The organism is Streptomyces sp. NPDC097619, assembly GCF_040302735.1.
Classification (GTDB): domain Bacteria; phylum Actinomycetota; class Actinomycetes; order Streptomycetales; family Streptomycetaceae; genus Streptomyces.
Genome location: NZ_JBEOSD010000138.1, coordinates 1 through 22,169 on the forward strand (window position 1 = coordinate 1; position 22,169 = coordinate 22,169).

The window sequence follows — 22,169 nt, forward strand, 5'->3', positions numbered from 1 at the left end:
CCCCGGGGGGGGGGTGGGCTGGGGGGCGCCCCCCCGACGGCTCACAGAGGGGCGCGTCGACGTCCCCACTGTCCTGTGTCCTACTTCTTCTTTTTCTCGATCTCGAAGGTGTCCATCCAGTCGAAGGCCGGCGGATCCTTCAGTTTCTTGCCGTTCCAATACCAGTCGATGTCCCCGAGGCCACGGACCTCGTCCAGTACGGACGCCTTCACGATGGTGGCCAGCTCCCAGGCGGTCTGGTTGCCCGACTGGCGGACGATCTCCGGCTTGTTGTAGGTCCGGCCCCGGGCCACCGTGTATCGGAGGGCTTCTTCGGCCGTTTCGAATGCCGAGCCGTCGGCCTTGGTGAGGTGGTCGAGGGAGAACGTGACCTTCACGCCGCGCTTGCCCGCGGCCTCTTCGACCGCGACCATCCAGAGCGGCTTGTTCTTGTCTGCCGAGCTTTCGTTGCCCCAGACACCACCGTTCAGCGTGAAGTACTCCTTCTTCAGCTCTTCCTTGAGCCTCTTCGCGAGATCGTCGCCGCCACCGGGCCCGTTGACGCCCAGCACCAGGTGGTCACCGTCGTTGAGGAAGCAGCCCTCCGTCTTCCCCCCGTCGGCGGCCTGCACCGCCTTGAAGCCGGCCGGAACGGCCCAGGTACGCGCGTCGTTGACGGCCGTCCCGGTGCCGGTGCCGGTGCCTGTCCCGGTGGCGGAGAGGGTATGGGCCGGCTTCCATGCCCGCCCCTCGCCGGTCCGGGCCACATCCGTCCAGACGGCCGGCCCGCCGTACGCCCGGCCGTACGCCCCGACGGACGCTGAGCGGGACGACACGCCCGACGCGACGCCCGACGAAGCCACCGCGGCCCGCTGCGCGCTCGACCGCTTGCCGCCGGCGGCGCCCGTCAGGCAGGTCGCGACCGACTTGAGCCGGTCCAGCGCCTTCTCGTACTTCTTCAGGTTCTTGCGGGCGTCCGCGACCTTGTCGAGGAAGGAGTTGATGCCCGCGATGGCCTTCGCGATCCGCGGGATTTTGCTCGCGATCTTGAGGGCCTTCATCGGGCCGAGGTTCTGGACGATCGCCCACAGGCAGGTGCCGATGTCCGGGTCGTCGATGCAGGCCTTGATGTCCTCAAGGAACAGCTCGACGAGGATCTCCCCGCCGTTCTCCAGCAGGTAGTCGATCAGGTCCTTCTCGGCGAGGGCCTGCATCTCCTTGAACTGCTCGGGTGACAGACCGGCCTCTTCGAGGGCCTTCTTCACCCGGTCGTCGACGGCCGGGTCGGCGTCGCGGCCCTTGGCCGCCTCCTCCCGTGCCTTGCGGTCCTGCTCGCGCTGGTACTCCTCCGCGCGCGTCGCGGCCGCGTCGGCCTCGCCCGCGTACTGCCGGGCGTTGGCGGCCGCGGCCTCCGCGGACTTGGCGTGCTTCTCGGCCGAGTCGGCGAGCTTGGCCGCGTCGGCGGCGTCCTGCTCCGCCTGGGCGGCGGCGGCCTGGGCCGTGCTCGCCTCCCGCTCGGCCTGGGTGGCGGAGGCGTTCGCCGCCGCCGCGTGGTTCTCCGCCTCCGTGGCCGCGCCGCGGGCGCGCTGCGCCTCGCCCTCGGCCGCGATGGCGGCGTTGCGGGCGGCTGCCGCGTCCGCGAACGCGGCGTTCGCCGCCTGACGGGCGAGCTTCGCGTCGGCCTGCGCCTGCGCGTCCGCCTGCAGGGCACGGCCCGCGGCGGCCCGCGCCTTCGCACCGTCCTGTGCCGCCTCCGCCGCCGACTTCATCGCGGCGGCCGAGGAACGCGCCGCGTCGGCGGACGACCGCGCCGCCGCCGCGGCCTCCTTGAAGGCCGGGGCCACCTGAGCGGCCGCGCTCTTCGCGGCGGCCTCGGCGGCCTCGGCCGCCTTCAGGGCCTCCGCGGCCTTCGCCTGCGCCGAGGCGACCTGCTCCTGCCCCATCGTGGTGGCGGCGTTCGCCACCGCCAGCGCGAAGTCCGCGTCGACGTCCGCACCGGCGAAGGGCGCGACGAGCGCGATCGCGGTGTTCGCGGGGTCCGCGATACCGGCCGCGGTGGAACGAGCCGAGGTCGCCGCCCGGACGGCCGTGACCGCCTGGAGCTGCGCCATCGCCGCCTCGCGGACGGCACCGTCGGCCTCGACCCGGGTACGGTTCGCCGCCTGGAGCGCCTGGTTGGCGTGTGTGGCGGCCAGACCGGCGAGCCGAGAGGCCTCGTGGGCGGCGGTACCCGCCCGGCCCTCCTGCGCCGTCGCCTCCGCGGCCTTCGTCAGCGCACGGTGGGCGGCGGCCCGGGTGAGCGCCGCCTCGCGTTCGGCCTTGTTCGCGGCGGCGTTCGCGGCGTGCGCCGCGGCCTCCGCCTTGTTCGCCGCGGCGTTCGCACGGGCGGCGTGAGCGGTGGCCTCGTTGGCCGCGGCCCGCGCACGGGCCGCGGCGCCGGACGCCTCGATGGCCGCGGCGCGCGAACGCTGCGCCGCACCGGACGACGCGTCGGCGGCACTGCGGGAAGCCCCCGCGGCGGCACCGGAAGCGTTCGCGTCCGAACGGGCCTGGTCCGCGGCCTGACGGGCGAGACCTTCCTCGGAGGTGCCCCGGACCGCCGCGGCGAGCGCCTCGGTGGCCTTGGCGCGGGCCTCGTCGGCCTTGTGCTGCCGCTCCGCCTCGAACGCGGCGTTGCGCGCGTTGCGCGCCTTGGTCTCCTCACCGCGCGCGTTGGCGTCCGCGCGGGCGGCGTTGCCCTCCTGCGTGGCGGCACGGGACCGGAACTCGGAGGCGGTCGCCGCGGCGGCCTGTGCCTCGGCCCGCATGGCCGAGGCGGTACGGGCCTCGGCGTCCGCCCGAGCCCGCGCCGACGCGGCGATCTCCTTCTCCCGCTCGGCCCGCGCCCGCGCGGCCGCCGCCAGGGCCCGCTCACGCTCGGCGATGGCCCGCTGCTCGGCGGCGATCTTCGCCTGCCGCTCCGCCTCGATGCGGGCGTCCCGGGTCTTCTTGGCGTGCTCCCACGCCGCCTTCTCGGCCTGCTCCGCCTCGATCCGGGCCTGCCGCGTCTTGGCCGCCGCGTCAGCGGCGATCTTCGCCTGCCGGTCCGCCTGACGGGCCAACTCGGCTGCGGCCTTGGCGTGCTCGGCGGCGTTCGCCCGCCACGCCTTGGCCTGCTTCTCGTGCAGTTCGGCACGGTTCGCCGCGTTCAGACCCGCCGCGTCGGCGGCCGTGGCGTCGATCGCGTGCTGCGCCGTCAGCGCGGCCCGGACGGCGGCGTCGGAAGCCGCCGCGATCCCGGCGGCGACCTCCGCCCACTGCGCACCGTGCGTCAGCCCCGTCTCGACCAGGACGTCCGCCTGGACCTTCGCCTGCGCGGACGCGACCTGTGCCTGCCGGGCCGCGGTCTCCGCGAAGCCGACCTGCGCGGCGACCGCCTTCTTCACACCCGAGTAGTCCGACAGACGCTTGCCCGCCCGGTCGGCGGCCAGCAGCCGGTCCGCCTCCCGCGCGGCCGCGGCCGCCGCGTTCATCGCGTTGGAGACGTTCTTGAGCGCCTTGACCGCGTCCCCGTGCGCCGCGATGAGCTTGGTACGGGCCTCGGCGGCGCGCGCGGAGTTCTCCGCGAGCTTGCGCAGCCGCTCCGCCGCCTCCAGGGCCTCCTGTTGCGCCTTCTCGTGCGCGGCCCGGTCGTCCGCGTCCTGCTGGGCCGCGACCAGGTAGCCCTTCTCCAGGAACTCGGCGATCACCTGGGCGTCACCCGAGGCGAGCGCGACCTGCGCGGCCCGCTTGACCGCCGGCCCGCCCATCGCCGCGAGCATCTCCACCCGCTTGCGGTTCTCCGCCGCGCGCTGGGCCTCGTTCTGCTCCGCGGCCTTGTCCCGGCCCCGCGCGATCTCGGCGCCGAACGCCAGGAAGTCCGCCCGGTCCTGCGCGGTCCCCTTCAGGACCCGCTCGACCTCCGCGTTGAAGTGGGGGCCGCCGGTGCCGCGCAGCGCCTCGATGGTCCGCCGGTTGCCGGCGTCGACGGCGTCGCGCTTGTCCTTGGCCCGCTGCCGAGCCTCCGCCTCTCCGCGCTCCAGGAACTCCCGTACCGCGTGGGGGTCGGTGCTCTCCAGAGCCTTCCGGGCGGCCTCGCGGACCTCCTCTTCCTCGTCGAACTCGGCGTAGTCCTCGACGAGCTGACGGTCCCGCTCGTCGCTGATCCGGTCCAACTCGGTCCGTACCGGCCCCGCCGGTACCTCGTCGGCGGCGATCGCCCGTGCGATCGCCGCGTTACCCCGCTGGACCAGCTCCAGGGCGCGCGAGTCGAGCACCGCGGAGTCGGGCCGCGCGGCGGCGGTGGCCGCTCCGGCGGCGGTCTGGCCCATCAGACCCGTGAGGAGTGCGGCGGCCATCGCCACGGACACGGCCCTGGAAGCCGTACGCGTGCGGCCGGGCCGTCGTCTTCCGGCCCCCGGCCGGAATACGTCATTCATCGGTGGTTCCCCTGAACGAAAGTGAGAGGGCCAGGGGGAACCGGCGGGGGACCACGCGCCGACGGCACGCCGAACCGGCCCGCCCGCACGACACGAGGCCGTACGGACGGGCGGCGGCGCGCACGACGGCGCGAAGACTTCCCCCCAGTGGTGGGCTCCCCCGGAAGCCCGTGAACATCGGTGCGCGCGACGGGGCCGCAGCCGGTACCGATACCGGCAGCATCCCGCCACGAGAAAGTGGATGGTCAAGCCACCTACACGGACCATATCAAGGCAAAGATCAAACAGAAGGCCATCTTTCAGCCACTTGTCCGAATCCAGGCGGTCGGGTTGTGTGCGGCGGGGACGGTGGAAGGGCTCCCCGCGACCACCGAGCGAGTGGCTGTGACCGCACGTCAGCCCGGACCCCGGCAGGGCCACCCGTTCGCGACGGACTGAATCGCAGTGCTCATGCCTGACGCGATCGTCTACGGTCCTCCCCGTGACAGACCACCAGGACGACACGAGGGCCGCCTACGACGGCGTCGTCGAGCTGTACGCCTCGCTGTTCGCCCACCAGATGGAGGACCAGCCTTTCGCCCGCTCGATCATCGGCGCCTTCGCCGAGCTCGTGCGAGGCACGGGGAACCTCCGGGCCGCGGACGTCGGCTGCGGACCCGGACACCTCACCGCCATGCTGCACCGGCTCGGCCTGGACGTCACCGGATACGACCTCTCCCCGGGCATGATCCGCCACGCCCGCCACGCCCACCCGGAGCTGAGCTTCCGCGAAGCGCGCATGGAGGCCCTGCCGGAGGCCGACGGGGCACTCGGCGGGATCCTCGCGCACTACTCGATGATCCACACCCCACCCGAGGAACTGCCCGCGCTCATCGCCGAACAGGCCCGCGCACTCACACCGGGCGGCGTACTGCTCGCCTCCTTCTTCGGAACGGACCGCACCGCACCCGAGGCCGGAACCCGACCGCCCTCCGAGCCGCACCGCTTCGACCACAAGGTCACCCCGGCCTACAGCTGGCCCGTCGACCGCTTCACCTCACTGCTCACCGCCGCGGGCCTCGTCCCCGTCGCCCGCCTACTCCACGACCCGGCCTCGGAACGCGGCTACCTCGACGCCCACGTCCTGGTTCGACGACTCCGGTAGTCGTCGAGGAGCGCGAATTCTCGTACTGCAGCGTGATCTGGAGGGCGTGACATGACACAGGCACACAGCGAGCAGGGCCGGCCCTGGGTGGCCCTGTTCAGCTACGAGAACGTGCCGGGTCGTCCGCGGCCGGGCCGGCTGCTGGGGGGATTGACTGCGAGACCGCGGCATCGACTGGGATCCGTTCGACGGCGACGAGGTCCGCGTCGACCTCATGTGCGGCGTGGGCCCGGACGGCCACTGGCACGGCACGTACGCCATCAACATCCGAGCCGACGCCCTCCACCGCCTGGGTCTCGACCCCGACCAGCCGACCTCGTCACCTGCTGACCCGCCCCCACCGAAGTGGTGGGGTCCGCGGGCCCGGTGACGGGTGTCTCCTCCGGGCCTGAGCCACCCCGCCGGCGCGGGCGTGATTCAGGAGTCTCCCTCGATCGGGCCGGACGCATCCCCTTCCGCTTCCACGACCTCCGCCTCCAACGCCAAGCCATCGACGCCCCCGGCAACGCCCTCAGCGGCCAGGACGGCGACTCCGGCAAGCCGCCTGCCGTAGCCATCGTCCGTTGACGATTTCGTCAGCGTTGCCGTCAGACGACCGGAAGCTCCACCGAACGATGCGTCGGTGGAGCTTCCAGAGTTGACGGAACGGCCCGGCATGAGGGCCTGAAGCCGCGCTATTTCAGATGGCCGAGAGTCCCCTGCGGACCCTCCGCCACGATCGCGCGGAAAGCCTCGAGCATGGCTGATACTCCGGGCTTGGGCACGATCACGAGATCAGAGCACTGGAAGAAGACTCCACCGCCGTACTCGCCGGATTCCCTCCATCGCTTCATCACCGTTTCGATTGCACCGAGAGTCATGAAACTCGCACTCCACCGGGTGCCGTCAGGGAGTCGCAACTCCGCATCAACGTCCCCTGCCGTTTCAGCCGGTTCGTCAGCACCGAGCATGAAAAGTGCAGTGAACTCAGGTTCCCTGACGACGTGGTAGATGTCGTATTCCACAGGTTCTACGTGATTACTTTCCATAAATCTGCTTCAGCCTTGCGATCACTTTGGACTCGTTCCCCTTGTCCGCCTTGCCGACAATTTGTACTCCACCGTCAACATTCTGGAAGAAGAGACGCCCACCGTTTCGACCTCGCGCGTAGGTCACATCGGTGCCAGGCAACGCTTTACCTCCCCTACCCGGGTTCATGTTTCCACGGGAAATCTGCTCAAACAGGTGGTCAAAATCTCTTTATATATCCTATCCGCTCTCATCAGTAGCAGATCCTGCCCGATAGCAGACGACATTGGAATGCATCCGCCAGAGCTGTGAACCAGGAGCGGTGTAGACTCGGCCAGCACATAGTACGTGTGCTGGCCGAGGTGCCGTCATCAGTTCTTTCGCAGGTCAAAGTAATTCGGCCAGCCCGTGGGTGCACAAGGAAGTCCCCTCCCGTGCAACCGAGTTGTCGTCGGCGTTGCCGCCAGACGACTGTACGAGTCAGGGTGGTGGAGCGGGATTGGGCTGCTGTCCTGCCCGAGTTGGGGTCGGGCATTGTCAGGGAACCCTATGCTGGCCCGGCAACTCGGGCAGGTCGTGATCGTGCCCGGGATTTGCGCGAGTGGCCCCCTGACCTTGCTCGATGCGGGCCCCGACCTGGGGAGGTGTGTAAAGCCCACCGGGCCGACCACCCCCACCTCCGGGCTGCCGCCTCGGCCAATTCCCCACCGTCGGCGCGGCGCTTGCCGGGCGGGCGCGTCCGGCGCAACGCCGTGCTGTTTCTTCGCGACCCTCTCGCGGTGGCGGAGCCGAGAAGGGGCCGGGCGGGCGGCCGTGCCGCGCGCGACCCGCGTCAGCGGGGCCATGGGGTTCGGGCTCAGCCACAGAAGGTCAGCACTCAGTGGGCTGAGCTAACGGACGAAGAGGGCGTCGAACTCGTCGTGATCAAGGAACTCCTCGGCTACGCCCACATCGGCGTCACCGCCACCGTTTACGCCCACGTCCGACTCCGTCAACAGAGCGACGCCATCGAAATTCTCAGTAGCGTTGTCGGCAGCCGGGAGAGCACCGAGACGGCACGCTCTGAGGGCGACGAACCGGAACCCTGAGCCGCCCTCGTCCCTGTTGTTGCCGTCGACTACTGCCGTCACCCCACACAGAAGCCCCGCCAGGATGCACCTGGCGGGGCTTTGGGGTTTTCGGTGGAATTCAAGTTCCGCTACTCGGCGTCATAACCATCAAAAGCCCTCTCGGGAACCCGTCCAGCTTTCTTTCTTTTTAATTGCTTTCTGGGAGACCACCTCAAGACGCTGCTTCGTCACCGATGGCACGAAGAACCTCGGAGAGCCAAACGAAACCATGCCCCACAACACGGTCAGGCTCGGAGAGCATATCTTCCAGGTGACCCCACGACTCAGAAAGCATGCCGATCGAGAGATCTCGCGGCTCGCTATAGATCTCATAAGCCTGATCTCGAGGCACAGACCAGAATGCCTCTCTGTCGATTTCCAACACCTGCTCACCGGCATGGATCCGCTCCATAAGCAAGTCGAAGACACCCTTGAGCTTGTCCACTGAAATCTCGACCATCAGCAAGCACTCCCGGTAATTTTCGCGATGTTCTCGTGGAAGGTCCGTATTTCCTTCCTGAGATGTCTGGCGCGCCCCTCGATTATTCGCTGCCGAACCTCTTCATTCGGAGCATTCTTGAGGAACCCCTTATTGTCGTAGGCGTCCGGGTTCGCTAGGTAGTCCCGGAGTTTCGCCTCATGCTCCTCGATCAACTGCCGATACGAGCCGATGGACTTCAGCTGCTCAGGAGTCAGATCGCCGTTGCTGTTGTGAACTAGGATCGGGGTGGTGCCCGCCAGCACATAGTATGTGTGGAGATCGTCGACCGTCAGGTTGTAGGTGCGCGTCGTCTTCTTGAACGGGGTGTTCGTTGTGACCCTGACCTGGCGACCCTGATCTGTCAGCAGCGTCATGCCTGGCTGGAGATCGGAGGCTTCGATCCAGCCTCGCTGGGACGGTGACCAGAACGGGTGCTCGTGAGTTGCGGTGATGTCCGATGCGCCGTTCTGCGTGGCGATCGAGATCTTGTTGAAGTGCCGGTCGCCGTCAGTGATGATCAGGCGAGTCACGCTGCGCGCTCCCGACTCGCCTGTCTCGGGATCGGTCGCGGCTACCTTGTCGTCGAGTCGGACCTTCTCGATGGGTTTCGTCGAGCCGTCCGCCATCTTGACTTGTGTGCCGGCGGGGAAGCAGTTGTTGCAGTTCTTCTTCAGGAAGCGATTTATGGCAGCCCGTCCGCCAACCTTGGCTCCCGCGCCCACTCCTGAGAGTCCTCCTTCCACGGTCTCCCTGACCGTGGACTCCAGGTCTTCGGACAGCGGGCTGGACACGTCCTTGGTGGACTGGGTGAAGAGTCCGATGATCCGCTCCATCGCGCCTTCATCGGTCGCGCAGTCAGCGAACCCGCATACATCGCCGGTGACTTCGTTGATGGCCTCTTCGGGTGCGCCGTACTGCCACATCTTCATGGCGATCTTGCCCTTGGCTGACCCGTTGAAGTCGTACTTCCGCTGGATCTTGGCGCCTTGTCGGCCGGACAGCTTCCGGACGTAGGGGCGGCCTGCTTGATGCAGCTTTACCGCCTGGTGGTACCAGAAGCGTGCAAGATTCTGACGGTACTGCTTTTCCTGGCGCTGCTTCTCGGTGCCGTAGTAGCCGCCCGTCTGCGTGTTCCGGTTGTTGTAGTACTGGCCGTCGTCGATCAGACCGGAAGGGTCGCTGCGGGTGATCGGGCTGTTGTGGCTGTAGGCGTAACCGTTGATCTGGAGCGGGTCGGTCAAGTCCATGATCGGGTCGGCCGAGATGAAACGGCCGGTCTCGGAGTCGTATTCGCGTGCTCCGATGTGGGTGAGGCCCGTCGAGTCGTCGATGCCGACACCGAGGTAGGTGCGCTGGTTCGGCCAGCTCGTCGGTTTGGGCCCGCGGATGTCGCCGTACGGCTTGAAGGCGCGGCGGCCGATGGTCTGCCCGGAGGTGATCGCGACGGTGGTCGTGGCCGTACCGAGGTGATCCGTGATCAACGCGTCCAGCTTGTGCCCGGTGGTGGCCCCGTCGGTGGTGGAGCGGACGATGGTGGGAGCACCGGCGTGCGCGTAGGAACGGGTGGCCTTGGTGATCCTTCCGCCTTCAGCGATGAGTTCCGTCTCGCCGACATACAGGGTGCTGCTGGTGGGGGTGTACTCCAGGATCCGGTTGCCGTCGGCGTCGTAGACGTACTTGGTCGTGATCCCCTTGTCGGTGATCGTCGCGAGCTTGTTCTCGCGGGACCACGTCAGATTCTGCGTCCGGCCGGGAAGGGCCCGCTTGGTCGTATTGCCGTACGCGTCGGACACGTACGTGCTGGAGCTCCCGGTCGGGGTCGAACTCACCTCGGTCAGGACGTGCGGCTGGTCGAGGTAGGGGGGCGTGGTGCCGTTGCCCTGGCGGAGGGTGCCGTACTTGTAGCTGCTGGTGACGTCCTTGCTCGCGTCCGCTGTGTTGTGTGTGACGAGGGTGGCCCGGTTACCGAGAACGTCGAAGGTGTAGCTGTCCCAGTAAGCGGTGGACCCGGTCGCGATGGTGCCCGGCTGAGGGGCCGCGGCCTTCAAGGAGTCGCTGAGGGCCGTGTCCGGGCTGGTCGTGTCGCTGACGCTGTCGGCGGCGTCGGCCACCGGCCCACGCGAAGCGACACCGTCGGTCCGGTAGCCCCACGACCAGCCGCCCGGACTCTGACAGGCGGCGCCGCCTGCGGCGCTCGGCTTGCTGGACGTCCACGCGTGGACCAGCTCGCCCATGGCGTCGTAGGTGAAGCACTGGTTGTCGTTCACCGAGGTCGCGCCGTCGGTGAGTTTCTGTCCGAAGGAGGTGATCAGACCGGCGTGGTCGTACGAGTATCGCTGGTCGGTGACCCGGTGGGCGTTCGAGGTCTCGCGGTCCACGACCCGGCGGTGGAGCTGGCGGGTGTTGTCCTGCAAGAAGTTCGTGGTCCACACGCGGTGGGGCTGCGGCCCGCTGACGGTCCGCATCACCTCGCCGTAGGGGGAGTACGTGACGTCCGCGGTGTACCAGTCGGCACCCGCTGTCGACTCCGGAAGTCCGTCTTCGTTGTAGCGGGTGACGACCTTCTCGGCCGCGAGCCCGCCCTTCGCCGGCAGGGTGACCGAATGCGGCTTGCCCGTGGTGGTGTACGCGTACGCGTAGGTGTAGGTGCCGGACAGGCCGGTGGTGGCCGTGTTGGCGGGGATGACGGTCTCCCGGCCCGTCGGCCGGTAGCCCTGGTCGTACCCGGTCACGCGGTCGACGTAGTCCCCGCCCGGGTCGTGCCGGGTGGAGGATACGGGCAGGCCGATGGCTCCGGGGAGGCTGTCGTAGGCGAAGGACTGGCTGGGATCGGCGGTCGCCGAACCCTGACGGACCTTCACGACGCGACCCAGCTTGTCGTACTCGGTGTACACGCCGCCGCGCGCATCCGTGACGACCTTGGGCCTGTCGGCGTCGTCGTAGGCCGTGGTCGTCGCCCCGGTGTCGGGGTCCGTGGTCCCGACGACACGGTTGCGGGCGTCGTACTCGTAGGCCCAGGTGCTGCCCGCGGGGTCGATGACCTTGGCCAGGTTGCCGCGCCCGTCGTACTCGTACGACGTGGTGCGGGCAAGCGTCGACGAGGTGTTGGTGAAGTGCTGGATCTTGGTGGTACGCCCGAGAGCGTCCGTGTACGTCTTCCGTGCGGGTTCGCTGATGCCCGGAGGCCGGATGTACGTGGTCGTGTCCCCGTACGTCGTCGTCGCGTTGTGGAGGAACTTGCCGCTGTGATAGGTGGCGACGCGGACCGGGCGCTCCAGGCCGTCGTAGAACGTCCTGGTCAGGCTCGGCACCAGGGTGGGTGAGAGCCTGACGAAGAGCGTCGTGGAGGGTTCGTCCTGCGCGAGGTAGCTGCTCGTCTGCTCGCGCACCAGGCCGTGGTCGTCGTACTTCGTATCGGCGATGATCCGTCCCGGCCCGTGGGCCTGGGTCTGGGTCTGCACCGGGCGCATGAGGCCGTCGTACAGGGTGATCTGGACGGCACGGGTGCCGTCGTCCTTGAGTGTTCTGGTCGTGACCGACGCCGGCCGGTTGGCCTTCGAGGAGGCGTAGGCGGCCTGGTACGAGATCTCCACGTCAGCGGTCTGCGTTCCGGCGGACCGATCAGGAGACCACCCCTTCACGAGACGGCCGAAGGCGTCGTATTCGCTGCGGGACACCCGCCCGTTGGTGTCCGTCGTCGACAAGCTGAGCCCGCGGCCCGGGTCGAGCGTCGTCGTCGAGGTGTGACCCATCGGGTTGATCGTCTTCACCGAGGTCAACGGACCACCCGCATCACCCGGCGTGTACTGGGTCTGCGTCGAACCCACCACAGGCTTCGTCACCTTGCGGATCCGGCCGAGCGGGTCGTACTCGGACGTGGTGACGATGCTGTACGCCGTACCGTCGCCGTTGATCTCCGCGGTGGACGTGGGAAGTCCCTGCGTCGGCGTCGCTCCGTAGCCCAGCCCGTCGTAGGACGTCCGGACGGCGCCCACCAGCTCCTTCGACGGATCTGCGGAACCGTGGTCGGCACAGCTCGTCGTCGTGGTGCGGACGGACTTCGCCAGCCCGATCAGATGCACCTGAGGATCGGCATTGTGCACGTACTCCGTCTTGGTGCAGGAGAAGTCGCTGAGGGTCTCGCCCGTTCCGTTCGGCTTGACCACCGCCTTCTCCGTCTGGACAGGCAGCCCGTACGTGTCGTCGACAGTGGTGGTTTCCCGCACGGCCTGCCAACTGGCACCGACGGTCTGGATGGTGTCGGTCTGCGCGATCCCCGTGCGGTGGGCGAGGAGAGGACCCGCCCCGCCGTCACGGGCACGGGACGCGGTCTGCACCGACCACGGCTTGTTCAGGGTGCGGGACAGGATCCGGCCACCGGCGCCGCTGTACTGCACGGACTCCGCGACCATGCCGCCGAACTGCGGTGCGTCCTCGGCGACGAGCGTGACCTTCCCCGTCGAGTCCTTCACCGCGCCGCCGGCACCACGGAAGTAGCGGGTGACCGAGTGGGACTGCGTCTCCGGATCGGTGCTCTTGGAACTCTGGTATTCGCCGCCCTTCGTCGTGGTGACGGTCTGGTAGCCGCGCCACACGCTCGGAGTCCGCAGGTCCGCCCGGGTGAACTCGTCGTCGCTCCGTCCCCAGGAGGCGTCCTTGTAGGCGTACTTCGTCACCACGCGGTCGGAGAATCCGGTGATGCGGTCGGTCTCGACGACCGTGTCCACCAGGTACTTGTTGAACCAAGCGATCTGCGGGAGTTTCTCCTCCCCGTCCGGGGACCAGCGCACCGGGTAGCAAGTGCCTCTGTTGTCCTCGGGCGAGACCGTCGGTTGCACCTTGCAGCCGCCGGTGTACGTGACGGAGATCTCGCCGCCGTGCTCGGTGGTTACCGCGCCGATGCGCGGCTGTGCGAACATCGGCCGTGCGTCGTTGGTGCTGCGTGGCACGAGATTGGGCAGCCGACGGTCCTTGAGGTGCTTCAGAGGGTCGGTGGGTCCCACCTGATAGGGCGTGAAACCGGTGCCGCCGTTGGACAACGGAACTGCCTTGGTCGAACCGGCCGTGTACCCGTACCGGTCGATGGAGCTCAGCCACAAGCCGGGGGACGTGCTGTACAGGTCCCTCGGAAAGGCGTGGTTGAGAACGTAGGTGTCCACGGGCTGCAGCCCGGTGGACCCGGGACGGTGGCCGAACGTGGAGATCTTGTTCAGCCGGTACTGCGTCCAGAACGACGGGAAGAACGGGCAGAGCTTCGACGTCGACTTGCAGTTCAGGTTGCCCGGGGTGTCCCGCCAAGGCCGGTAGGCAGCCGCGTCCTCCGTCTTGTGGAAGTTCGCCGGGGCGCACGCGGTCGCGCCGTCGAGGCACCGCTCGGCGAGGACGAAGTCCACCTTTGCGGACGGCGTCGCCGACAGTGCGCCTTCGCGGAGGCCGTACTCGATCGAGTCGGGCTGCCCACCGCGGACGTACTCCTCCGGCTTGCTGCTCTTCTTGTTGACGGCGTAGAAGTTCTTCTCCTGACGCCAGTTGATGATCATCACGTTGCCGTGCACATCGATGACCTTGTCCAGGCCCCAGTGCCACGCCTGCTGCTTCGTGGTGTCGCTGTTGCAGCGGGAAGAGGCGAACGTCGTGGCATAGCACGGCTCACCGGGGTGATTGCCGAACACGGGCGCGGTGAATACCGAGTTCGTGTCGGAGTGACCGCCTCCGATCTTGTTCAGCCCGTAGAAGTACTTCGTCCCGTCCGGGGTGGTCACGACCCAGTGCTCGCCGTTGTTGTCACCGTTGACGGTATTGGTCTTGAGCTCGACCAGGGTGCCGTCGTCGGCCGTGGGCCGGTACCGGTTGCTGTCGCCCTGGCGGACGAGCTCCATGGTCTTCCCGCCGAAGGACATGGTGGCGTTGTGAGAGACCCAGCAGAGGTCGTCGCGCTTGTCCTTCTTGGCGGTGTTGTTCGGGGACTTGCCGTCCACCGCCTTCACGTCGTCCTTGCAGGGGCGGTACCTGCGCTCGATGTGGCCCGGGTCGTAGTCCCAGCCTTCACCCACCCACGATGCCTGTGGGGAGGTGGAAGCGGTCTTGCCGTCCACCGTCTGGGAGTTGTATCCGAGTGCGATCTCCGGTCCCGGCCCTGCGGGTGCCGGCGGCACCGCGACCGGGTAGGACCAGGTGAACGCGCCGGACGAGCTGCCCGCGGACCACTGACCGCTCGAGATCAGGGGGGTCGCCTTGAAGGACCCACCGGCGCCGGTACCGGAGTCCAGCGCCGCGATCACGCCCTGGTCCCCGCCCGGAGCGAGCCCTGTGGGGCGCACGAAGGACGCCTGGACCACTCCGGAGTCCGCGTTCTGCGCCGCGGACGGGGCCACGGACGGCACTGTTCCGTCGGCGGCGACGTCGATGGTCGCACGAACGGACTCGGACGCGGTGTCGTTCTCCGTTTCGAGCTCCTCGTACTCCCGGCACGCCTCGACGTCAGGAGTGGTCAGGAAGCACTCGGGCAACTGCACGAGACGCAGGCGCGATGCCCAGTCGGCGCCGTACAGGTCCGCGTAGGCCGCGTAGCTCAGTTCCATGGTCAGGGGCACTGCCCCGGACGGGGGCGCCTTCACCGTCAGGAGGGCGCCGTCGATCCCGTTGCCGACGGTCGTCGCACGGTCTGCCACGGAGACCGACCACGTTCCGCTCGGCGCGGGCTGGTCCGTGGCCTGCCCCAGCCTCACCGGCAGGTCGCCTACGGGACGAAGACCCGCAGGGCTTGCCCCGAAGGCGACGCTCTGGATTCCCGTGCCGAAGTCCACCGACTTGGTCCCTGCGGCCGGCGGAGTCACATCACGTGCTTCCGCCTCCGTGTACGGCACAGGCGGCAGACTCCCGATACGCGAAAGGGCGACGGGTACCGGCTTCTTCGGCATGAACTTCGGACTCGTCAACGGTTCGAGCGTCAACTCGTCTCGGGGCACCTCCTCCCGCGCCGGTCCCGGTGGCTGCGCGAGTGCTTGCGTCGGCATGGCCAACGCCAAGAGCACAGCGCACGCGGACGCGTACACATTGCGCCGCCGATGTCTGAAAACTTGCATGAATGGCACGGAGAGTCCCCCCGGACGACCGAAAATAGCCTGGCCGAAAAAGGGATGGCCGAGGCTGGAAAGCAAGAAATTCTGAGCACCGACTCGTCAGTAAAGCCAGCCTAAAAGACTTTGAGTGATGATGCTCACTCTTTATTTTCTCTTTAATCGGATTACTGCCGCGAAAGCGGCTTCCTGGTCGGTTGTGATGTGCTGGGAAAATCGCGTGAAACGGATACTGTTGGCCAAATTCTCCAATTTCGGTCACTGATATGGGTGATTTAGGCGTAAAAGATTCGCATCGGCAGTCCGTGCTGACACCCGCCGGTGAACCGCGGAGGCGGGGGATCACCCTCCAGCTCCTGCTGATCCGCTGCCCCGCCGTGTCCATTCGGGGATGACGGGCCTCAGCCGGTGGGGGATGATCTGCCTCGCAGTACAGCTGGGGGGAAGGAACCAGAGGTGACAAGCAAGCCGAACCGCAGACGAAGCAGCCGTGCCCTCACCGCCGCATTGGCCGCCGTCATGCTCGGATCCGGACTGGCCTATATCGAATTCAGCCGGCCCGATGAATCGACTGAAAAGCGCACCGCGCGCGACGCGGTAAATCCCGTGTACGTCACGGAGGCGCAGGCCACTGATATTGCGCGACGGACGGGAAGACCCGCAGAAGCCACGGCCAACAGGACGCCCTACTCCACCACCTGGGCGAAACCCGACGGCCTATTCCTGCGCAGAACCCATGCAAGCCCCATCCGCGCCAAAGTCGACGGGGTGTGGAAGCCGATCGACACCACTCTGCAACGGGTGGGCGACGGCTGGAGGCCCAAGGCGACCAACGTCTCCATGACCTTCTCCGCCGGCAGCGGCAAGGGTCAGGCCCCGAGGGCCTCACGGAAGTCGGCACAGCGTGTCTCCCTTCTGCCGGGAACCATCACCCCGGGCAGCGGCAACATGCTCGCCACCTTCACGGTCGACGGTCACGACATCGTCCTGACCTGGCCCGAAACCGTGCCCACGCCCGTCATCGACGGGTCCAGGGCCCTCTACCCGGAGATCCTGCCCGGTGCCGACCTCGTACTGACCGCCGACGACGACGGGTTCGCGCAACTCCTCGTCGTCAAGAACCGCGCCGCCGCCGCGGACCCGCGCGTCGCACGGCTCGCCTACGGCCTCTCCTCACCGGATCTCAGCTTCAGCCTCGACCCGGTCTCCGGCATCGTCACAGCAGAGGACGAAGGAGGAGACCCGATCGCCCAGTCGCCCACTCCCCTGATGTGGGACAGCGCGGGTGTCCCTGCGAACACCGACGGTGGAACGGGCGGCAACGCCACCCCCGAACCCGAAGTGATCCCCTCGGCCTCCTTCGAGGAGGAAGCCCCCGACCCCGACGCCTCGCAAGCACCCACCGAGGCCCCTGCTCCGTCACCCACGATCGAGGACGGCGACGCGGACGACCCGATCGACGAAGTCCTGCCCGACCCCTCCGACGAGGCGCCGGACCCCTCCACCACGGCTGCACACACCTTGCCGCCTGTGCCTCCCGAGCCCACCCCCGAACCGTCACGCACAGGGGCCGAGGCCACCCTCAGCCTTCCCTCACTCAACGGGCCTCAGCCCGACTCCAACGGCACCCTCGTCGAAACCCACCTCGACAAGGGCAAGTGGGTCCTCATCCCCGACCAGGACTTCCTGAACGACCCCACCACCGTCTACCCCGTCTTCGTCGACCCCTCCATCGACAAGCACACCAACGACTGGACGACGGTCTACGACCGCCACCCCTACGCCTCCTTCTACAACGGCAAGAACTTCAACAAGGGCGGTACCGACGAAGCCCGCGTCGGATTCGAGTCCGACACCTGGGGCACCTCCCGATCCTTCTTCACCATCGACTGGGACAAGGACCTCGCGGGCGCCGTCGTCGAACGCGCCTGGCTCCGCGCCCTCAACACCTACTCCTGGTCCTGCCAGAAGCGCGCCATGTCCGTCCACCTCACCGGTCCCATCACCAACAAGACGAACTGGAAGAACGCCCCGAGCATGACCGCGGGCAACCAGATCGCCTGGGACAGTTTCGCCCACGGCTGGAAGACGAACTGCCGCGACGATTGGGTCGCTTTCAACGTCAAGAACATCACCCAGACCATCATGGACAAGGGGACCGAGGAGTCCATCACCATCGGCTTCAAGGCAGCCGACGAGAAGTCCCAGTACTCCTGGAAGAAGTTCATGGCCGACGACAAGACCGGCCCCTCCATCGACCTCGAGTACAACCGCCGACCCGAACGCCCGACCAACCTCGCGATGGACCCGGGGAGCTGCGACAAGTCCGCGCCCTACATCAGCACCGGGACCGATTCGCTCGTCTTCTGGGCCACCGGTAAGGACAAGGACAAGAACCTCTCCGCCCTGAACTTCCACCTCTGGAAGGCTGTTCCCGGTCAGCTCATCGGTCCCAACCTCCTGGGAGCCAAGGGCCGCGTAGCCGTCGGTAGCCAAGTGGCCGAAGCGCGAGTCCACACCGACCCGTTCAACACCGGAAGCAGCGGACTCAAGCTCGTCAGCGGGCAGACGTACTCTTGGCGGGTGACCGCAGTCGACGCGGCAGGCAAAGCCAACCTCAACACCTACGGCGACACACCCTGCCGCTTCATCTTCGACACCTCTCGCCCCACCGCACCCAAGGTGACCTCACCCCAGTTCCCCGACGCTCGCGGCACCGACGACAACTTCGAGAACGAAGGCGCCGACTCGAACTGGAGCACAATCAAATTCGGAACGGCGGGCAGCTTCTCCTTCCAGGCCGCTCAGACGGACGTCGTCCGGTTCGACTACAGCTTCAACGGCAATTCCGACACCTTCTCGGTCGGCCGCCCGGCGGGAGCCGCCGTCACGGCCCTCACCACCATCAACAACGTCAAGCCGCCGCTGGCCGGCCCGAACGTTCTGTACGTCAAGGCCGTCGACGGCGCCGGGAACGCCTCCCCACCCACCAAGTACTTCTTCTACGTGACCCCGAGGGACAAGGCCGACACCCCGGGCGACTTCACAGGGGACCAGCTACCCGACCTCTTCGTCATCGACGGCAACGGCGACCTCCGGCTCTACCCCTCCCAGGCCCAGCACTCCGACCTCGCCAAGGGAACCGGACGACTCAGCGCCTTCTCCATGTCAGGCGCCTACCGCGGCAACCCCGCGAAGGACCCGAACGGAGGTGACGACGAACCGGCCTACGCGACACCCAAGACCGGGTACTGGAAGGGCGCCCTCATCACCCACCAGGGCGACTACTACGGAGGAGACGGACTCCAAGACCTCATCGCCCGCGTGGAAGGCAAGCTGTGGGTCTACCCCGGCGACGGCTACGGATCAGTCAACATCGACAAGCGCCGCGAGATCGTACTGCCCGCGAACGCGCCCGATCCCGCCGGGTACAGCCAGATCATCGCCTGCAACGACGCCACCGGAGACGGAAGGCCTGACTTCTTCGTCACCAACGGAGCCGAACTCTGGGCCCTCACCGGCTACAACGGAGCCACCGTCGAACGTGCGACACGACTCGCCGCCACCGTCTGGTCCGACCGTGACCTCGTGATGGTCCAGGACGTCAACGCCGACGGAATCACCGACCTCGTCTACCGCAACGACACCAAGGGCATGCTCTTCCTCCGTCTCGGCAAGGAAGACCCGGCAGGCGGCGTCGACTTCGCGTCCCTGGCGTCCGCCGCGAACTCCGCGTCACCCGGCGGCGTCGACATCACCTACGGATCCGCGGGCTGGCAGTCCGCCAACATCCGCCTCCTCATGGGAACACCCTCCGCCAACGGCGACGCCTACCCCGACGTCTGGACCGTTCAGGCCGACGGCGTCGTCAAGTTCTACGCCGGAGCCCAGACCACCCTCCCCGGCGGTGGCACGACCATCGTCAGCAACAGCAACGGGGTCGGCTGGAAGAACAAGTTGGCCATCGGCTGACCTCTGCTCCCTCAGCCCCACCACCTGACCGAGGGGGCCGACCACGCGTCGGCCCCCTTGGTATGGATGTGTCCGCGAAGCGTATGGTCCCTCCCTGTGACAGACCACCAGGACGAGACCGGGGCCGCCTACGACGGCGTCGTCGAGCTGTACGCCTCGCTGTTCGCCCACCAGATGGAGGACCAGCCCTTCGCCCGCTCGATCATCGGCGCCTTCGCCGAGCTCGTGCGAGGCACGGGGAACCTCCGGGCCGCGGACGTCGGCTGCGGACCCGGACACCTCACCGCCATGCTGCACCGGCTCGGCCTGGACGTCACCGGGTACGACCTCTCCCCGGGCATGATCCGGCACGCCCGCCACGCCCACCCGGAGCTGAGCTTCCGCGAAGCGCGCATGGAGGCCCTGCCGGAGGCCGACGGGGCACTCGGCGGGATCCTCGCGCACTACTCGATGATCCACACTCCGCCCGAGGAACTGCCCGCGCTGCTGGCCGAGCAGGTGCGCGTGCTGGCGCCCGGCGGCCTGTTGCTCGCCTCGTTCTTCGGAACGGACGGCACCGGATCCGAGGCCGGAACCGGACCTGTCTCCGAGCCGCACCGCTTCGACCACAAGGTCGCTCCGGCCTACTGCTGGCCCGTCGACCGCTTCACCTCGCTGTTCACCGCCGCGGGCCTCGTCCCCGTCGCCCGCCTGCTCCACGACCCGGCCTCGGAACGCGGCTACCTCGACGCCCACGTCCTGGTTCGACGGCCGTAGGCGTTGTTGGGGGCGTCAGGGGGTGGGCGGGTCCCGGTGGAGGAGGGCTCGGGCCCAGGACGATGACTCGGGGGAGTCGACGCGGCAGGTGCCCGGTGGCCAGGTCGTGAGGCAGGGGGCCGGGTCGAGAGGTCGCGCGGACGCGGTGAAGGTGCGCGCGCACGAGTCGCAGGAGATGGTGGTGCTCGCGCCGGCGGCTTCGAGGAGTGCGGCCGCGTCCTCGGCGACCTCCAGCCAGTTCGGGTCCGTGACCCTGGCCGGGGTGCTGTCGAGCAGGAGCTTGCTGTGCCAGAGGCTGAGGCCCGTCACCGCCCTCACCGCGCGGACGGCGTCCGTCTTGCGGTCGCCCGGGTGCGTGAGCTGGACGAAGAATCCTGGTTCCTCCATGTCGGGCCGTCCTTCCGTGGGGTGTGGGTTCCGGGGTGTGCGGTGGCCCACCGTAGGGGGCGTGGGCTCGGATCGACAGCGGGTTTCGTCGGGTGGTCGCCGTCGCCGTCGCCGTCGCGGATCCGGTGCTCGGGGGTGCGAGGTGACGGAGTCGGGGGGTGTTCGGCGGTGGGGGAGGGGCGCGGCGGTCGGGGACGCGGGGAGGCCGGAGTGGGCGCGACGCGCCCGGGGTGGGTGGGGACGACGGGGGCGGGGAGATGTTGGCAGACTCGGGGGTGACAGTGCCCCTCGCGCGGACGCGTGATCGAGAAAGCAGCAGATGATGTCCGACCCGATACCGGGCCGCCCCCCGCAGGACGACCGCGATCCGCAGGACGACCGCGGTCCGCGCGACGACCGCGCTCAGCGCAGCGATCGCGATCCGCAGGAGGCCCGCGATCCGTGGGCGCCGCCGTCGCCGGACGCACCGCCCCCGGCCGACCGTCCCGGATGGCCGGGGCAGGGGAACGGGGCCGGATGGGGGTCGGCGCCGCACCCTGACGGACCGTACGGACCCGGACCGGGCGATCGGCCGTGGCCCGCCCCGGCTACCGGGTGGCCTCAGGAGGCCGGGCCTTGGCAGGGCGGCCAACCGCAAGGCGGTCCGTGGCAGGGCCACGGGAGTCCGTACGGGCCGGGGGCCGGGACCGGCTGGGGCGGGTATCCGGCGCCGGTGCAGGAGCCCCGTGGGCCCGTGGCCGCGCCGCCCGGTTCCGCCTATCACGAGCAGGCGCGGAACGGGCGGCAAAACGTCGGGGCGCGGATCGGGGAGTTCTTCCTCGCCGGGGCGCTGATGATCCTCGGGCTGGTCCTCGCTCTCGGCGGGTCCACCGTCCTCGGGGCGGTGTTCGGCGCCGAGTCCGCTCCCGCCGGCAGCGACGGGTTCTTCGCGGACCCGCTGCTGGAGAACGTCGTCCTGCTGATCTCCATCGCGCTGTGGACCCCGGCCGTGCTTCTCGCCGTGCGGGTGTGCGGGCGGCGGCCCGCCGGGACCCTCGCCTCCGTCACCGGACGCATCCGGTGGGGCTGGCTCGGGATCAGTTTCGGGCTGGCACTGGTCGTGCTCGTGCTGCAGAACGCCACTCTGATCGTGTGGAGCCTGTTCCAGGACGGGTCCGAGGCGGTGGAGGGCGAGTTCCCCGGCTGGGGCACGCTGCTGTTCAGCCTCGTCGTGCTGTGGGCGCTGGTGCCCTTCCAGGCCGCCGCCGAGGAGTTCGTCTTCCGCGGGTGGCTCGCCCAGTTCTTCGGCGGGTTCCTGAAGTCGCCGTGGCCGGGCGTCGCGGTCGCCTCGTTGCTGTTCGCCCTCGCGCACGGGTTCGGGCAGTGGTCGGGATTCCTGCTGCTGTGCTGGTCGGCCGCGTGGTGGGGGTGGCTGACCATCCGGACCGGCGGGCTGGAGGCCGCGATCGCGGCCCACACCGTCAACAACCTGATCGCGTTCTCGCTGGCGGCGGTCTTCGGGGAGCTCGGGGACCAGAGCACGGCGGCCGACGCCCCGTGGGCGGCGTTGGTGGCCGAGCTCGTGTTCACGCCGGTGTTCTGTCTGGTGGCGGCGAGGGTGGCCGGGCGACGGGGCGTCCTGGCGCGGACCCCGGACAAGGTCTGAGCAAGGTGTGAGCGGGGCGGGGATGGGGTGGGGATGGGGATCCAGCCCATGCCGGGGTGGACCCCGTTCGGCCTCGGTGCGGGCCTCGTCCAGGATCTGCGCGGACTCGCGCTCGGCGGAGGCCAGGGTCTCGTTCGCGGCCAGGGTGACGC

9 protein-coding genes and 1 pseudogene are annotated in these 22,169 nt (G+C 68.5%); 5 read left to right on the plus strand and 5 right to left on the minus strand.

All coding sequences use genetic code 11. The annotated features are described in order from the left end of the window. Nucleotides 1-80: 80 nt before the first annotated feature. Entirely contained in the window at nt 81-4,367 is a 4,287-nt protein-coding gene (locus ABTZ17_RS28635; RefSeq protein WP_352198645.1) for a polymorphic toxin type 27 domain-containing protein, read from the minus strand. A 550-nt stretch (nt 4,368-4,917) separates the two neighbouring features. Between ABTZ17_RS28635 and ABTZ17_RS28640 the strand changes: the two genes are divergently transcribed. Then, nucleotides 4,918-5,580 (plus strand): class I SAM-dependent methyltransferase, encoded by a 663-nt coding sequence (locus ABTZ17_RS28640; protein WP_352198646.1) that lies wholly within the window; start codon nt 4,918-4,920, stop codon nt 5,578-5,580. A gap of 674 nt (nt 5,581-6,254) precedes the next feature. Here ABTZ17_RS28640 and ABTZ17_RS28645 read toward each other — a convergent pair. Then, a complete protein-coding gene (locus tag ABTZ17_RS28645; RefSeq protein ID WP_352198647.1) occupies nt 6,255-6,584 on the minus strand; it encodes a hypothetical protein in 330 nt (109 codons plus the stop codon). A gap of 888 nt (nt 6,585-7,472) precedes the next feature. Here ABTZ17_RS28645 and ABTZ17_RS28650 point away from each other — a divergent pair. Continuing rightward, nucleotides 7,473-7,676 (plus strand): annotated as a pseudogene (locus ABTZ17_RS28650) (site-specific integrase); the annotation flags it as partial. Nucleotides 7,677-7,869: 193 nt separating this feature from the next. On the opposite strand, the gene ABTZ17_RS28655 reads toward ABTZ17_RS28650, so the two are convergent. After that, a complete protein-coding gene (locus ABTZ17_RS28655) occupies nt 7,870-8,157 on the minus strand; it encodes a hypothetical protein (protein WP_352198653.1) in 288 nt (95 codons plus the stop codon). Next, on the minus strand, nt 8,157-14,849 hold the full coding sequence (locus tag ABTZ17_RS28660) for a polymorphic toxin-type HINT domain-containing protein (RefSeq protein WP_352198648.1): 6,693 nt from the start codon (nt 14,847-14,849) through the stop codon (nt 8,157-8,159). The genes ABTZ17_RS28655 and ABTZ17_RS28660 overlap by 1 nt, the downstream gene beginning before the upstream one ends. A gap of 1,176 nt (nt 14,850-16,025) precedes the next feature. Here ABTZ17_RS28660 and ABTZ17_RS28665 point away from each other — a divergent pair. Together ABTZ17_RS28665 and ABTZ17_RS28670 are read left to right on the plus strand one after the other, a co-directional pair. Continuing rightward, nucleotides 16,026-19,229: a DNRLRE domain-containing protein gene (locus ABTZ17_RS28665; protein WP_352198649.1), complete on the plus strand. Its 3,204-nt coding sequence runs from the start codon at nt 16,026-16,028 to the stop codon at nt 19,227-19,229. 96 nt (nt 19,230-19,325) lie between these two features. Further along, nucleotides 19,326-19,985 (plus strand): class I SAM-dependent methyltransferase, encoded by a 660-nt coding sequence (locus ABTZ17_RS28670; RefSeq protein WP_352198650.1) that lies wholly within the window; start codon nt 19,326-19,328, stop codon nt 19,983-19,985. A gap of 15 nt (nt 19,986-20,000) precedes the next feature. Here ABTZ17_RS28670 and ABTZ17_RS28675 read toward each other — a convergent pair whose 3' ends face one another. Next, complete coding sequence (locus ABTZ17_RS28675; protein ID WP_352198651.1) at nt 20,001-20,372, minus strand: ribosomal protein L7/L12; 372 nt, start codon at nt 20,370-20,372, stop codon at nt 20,001-20,003. Nucleotides 20,373-21,084: 712 nt separating this feature from the next. Between ABTZ17_RS28675 and ABTZ17_RS28680 the strand changes: the two genes are divergently transcribed. Further along, nucleotides 21,085-22,017, plus strand: a complete 933-nt coding sequence (locus ABTZ17_RS28680; RefSeq protein WP_352198652.1) for a CPBP family intramembrane glutamic endopeptidase — start codon at nt 21,085-21,087, stop codon at nt 22,015-22,017. Nucleotides 22,018-22,169: the final 152 nt, after the last annotated feature.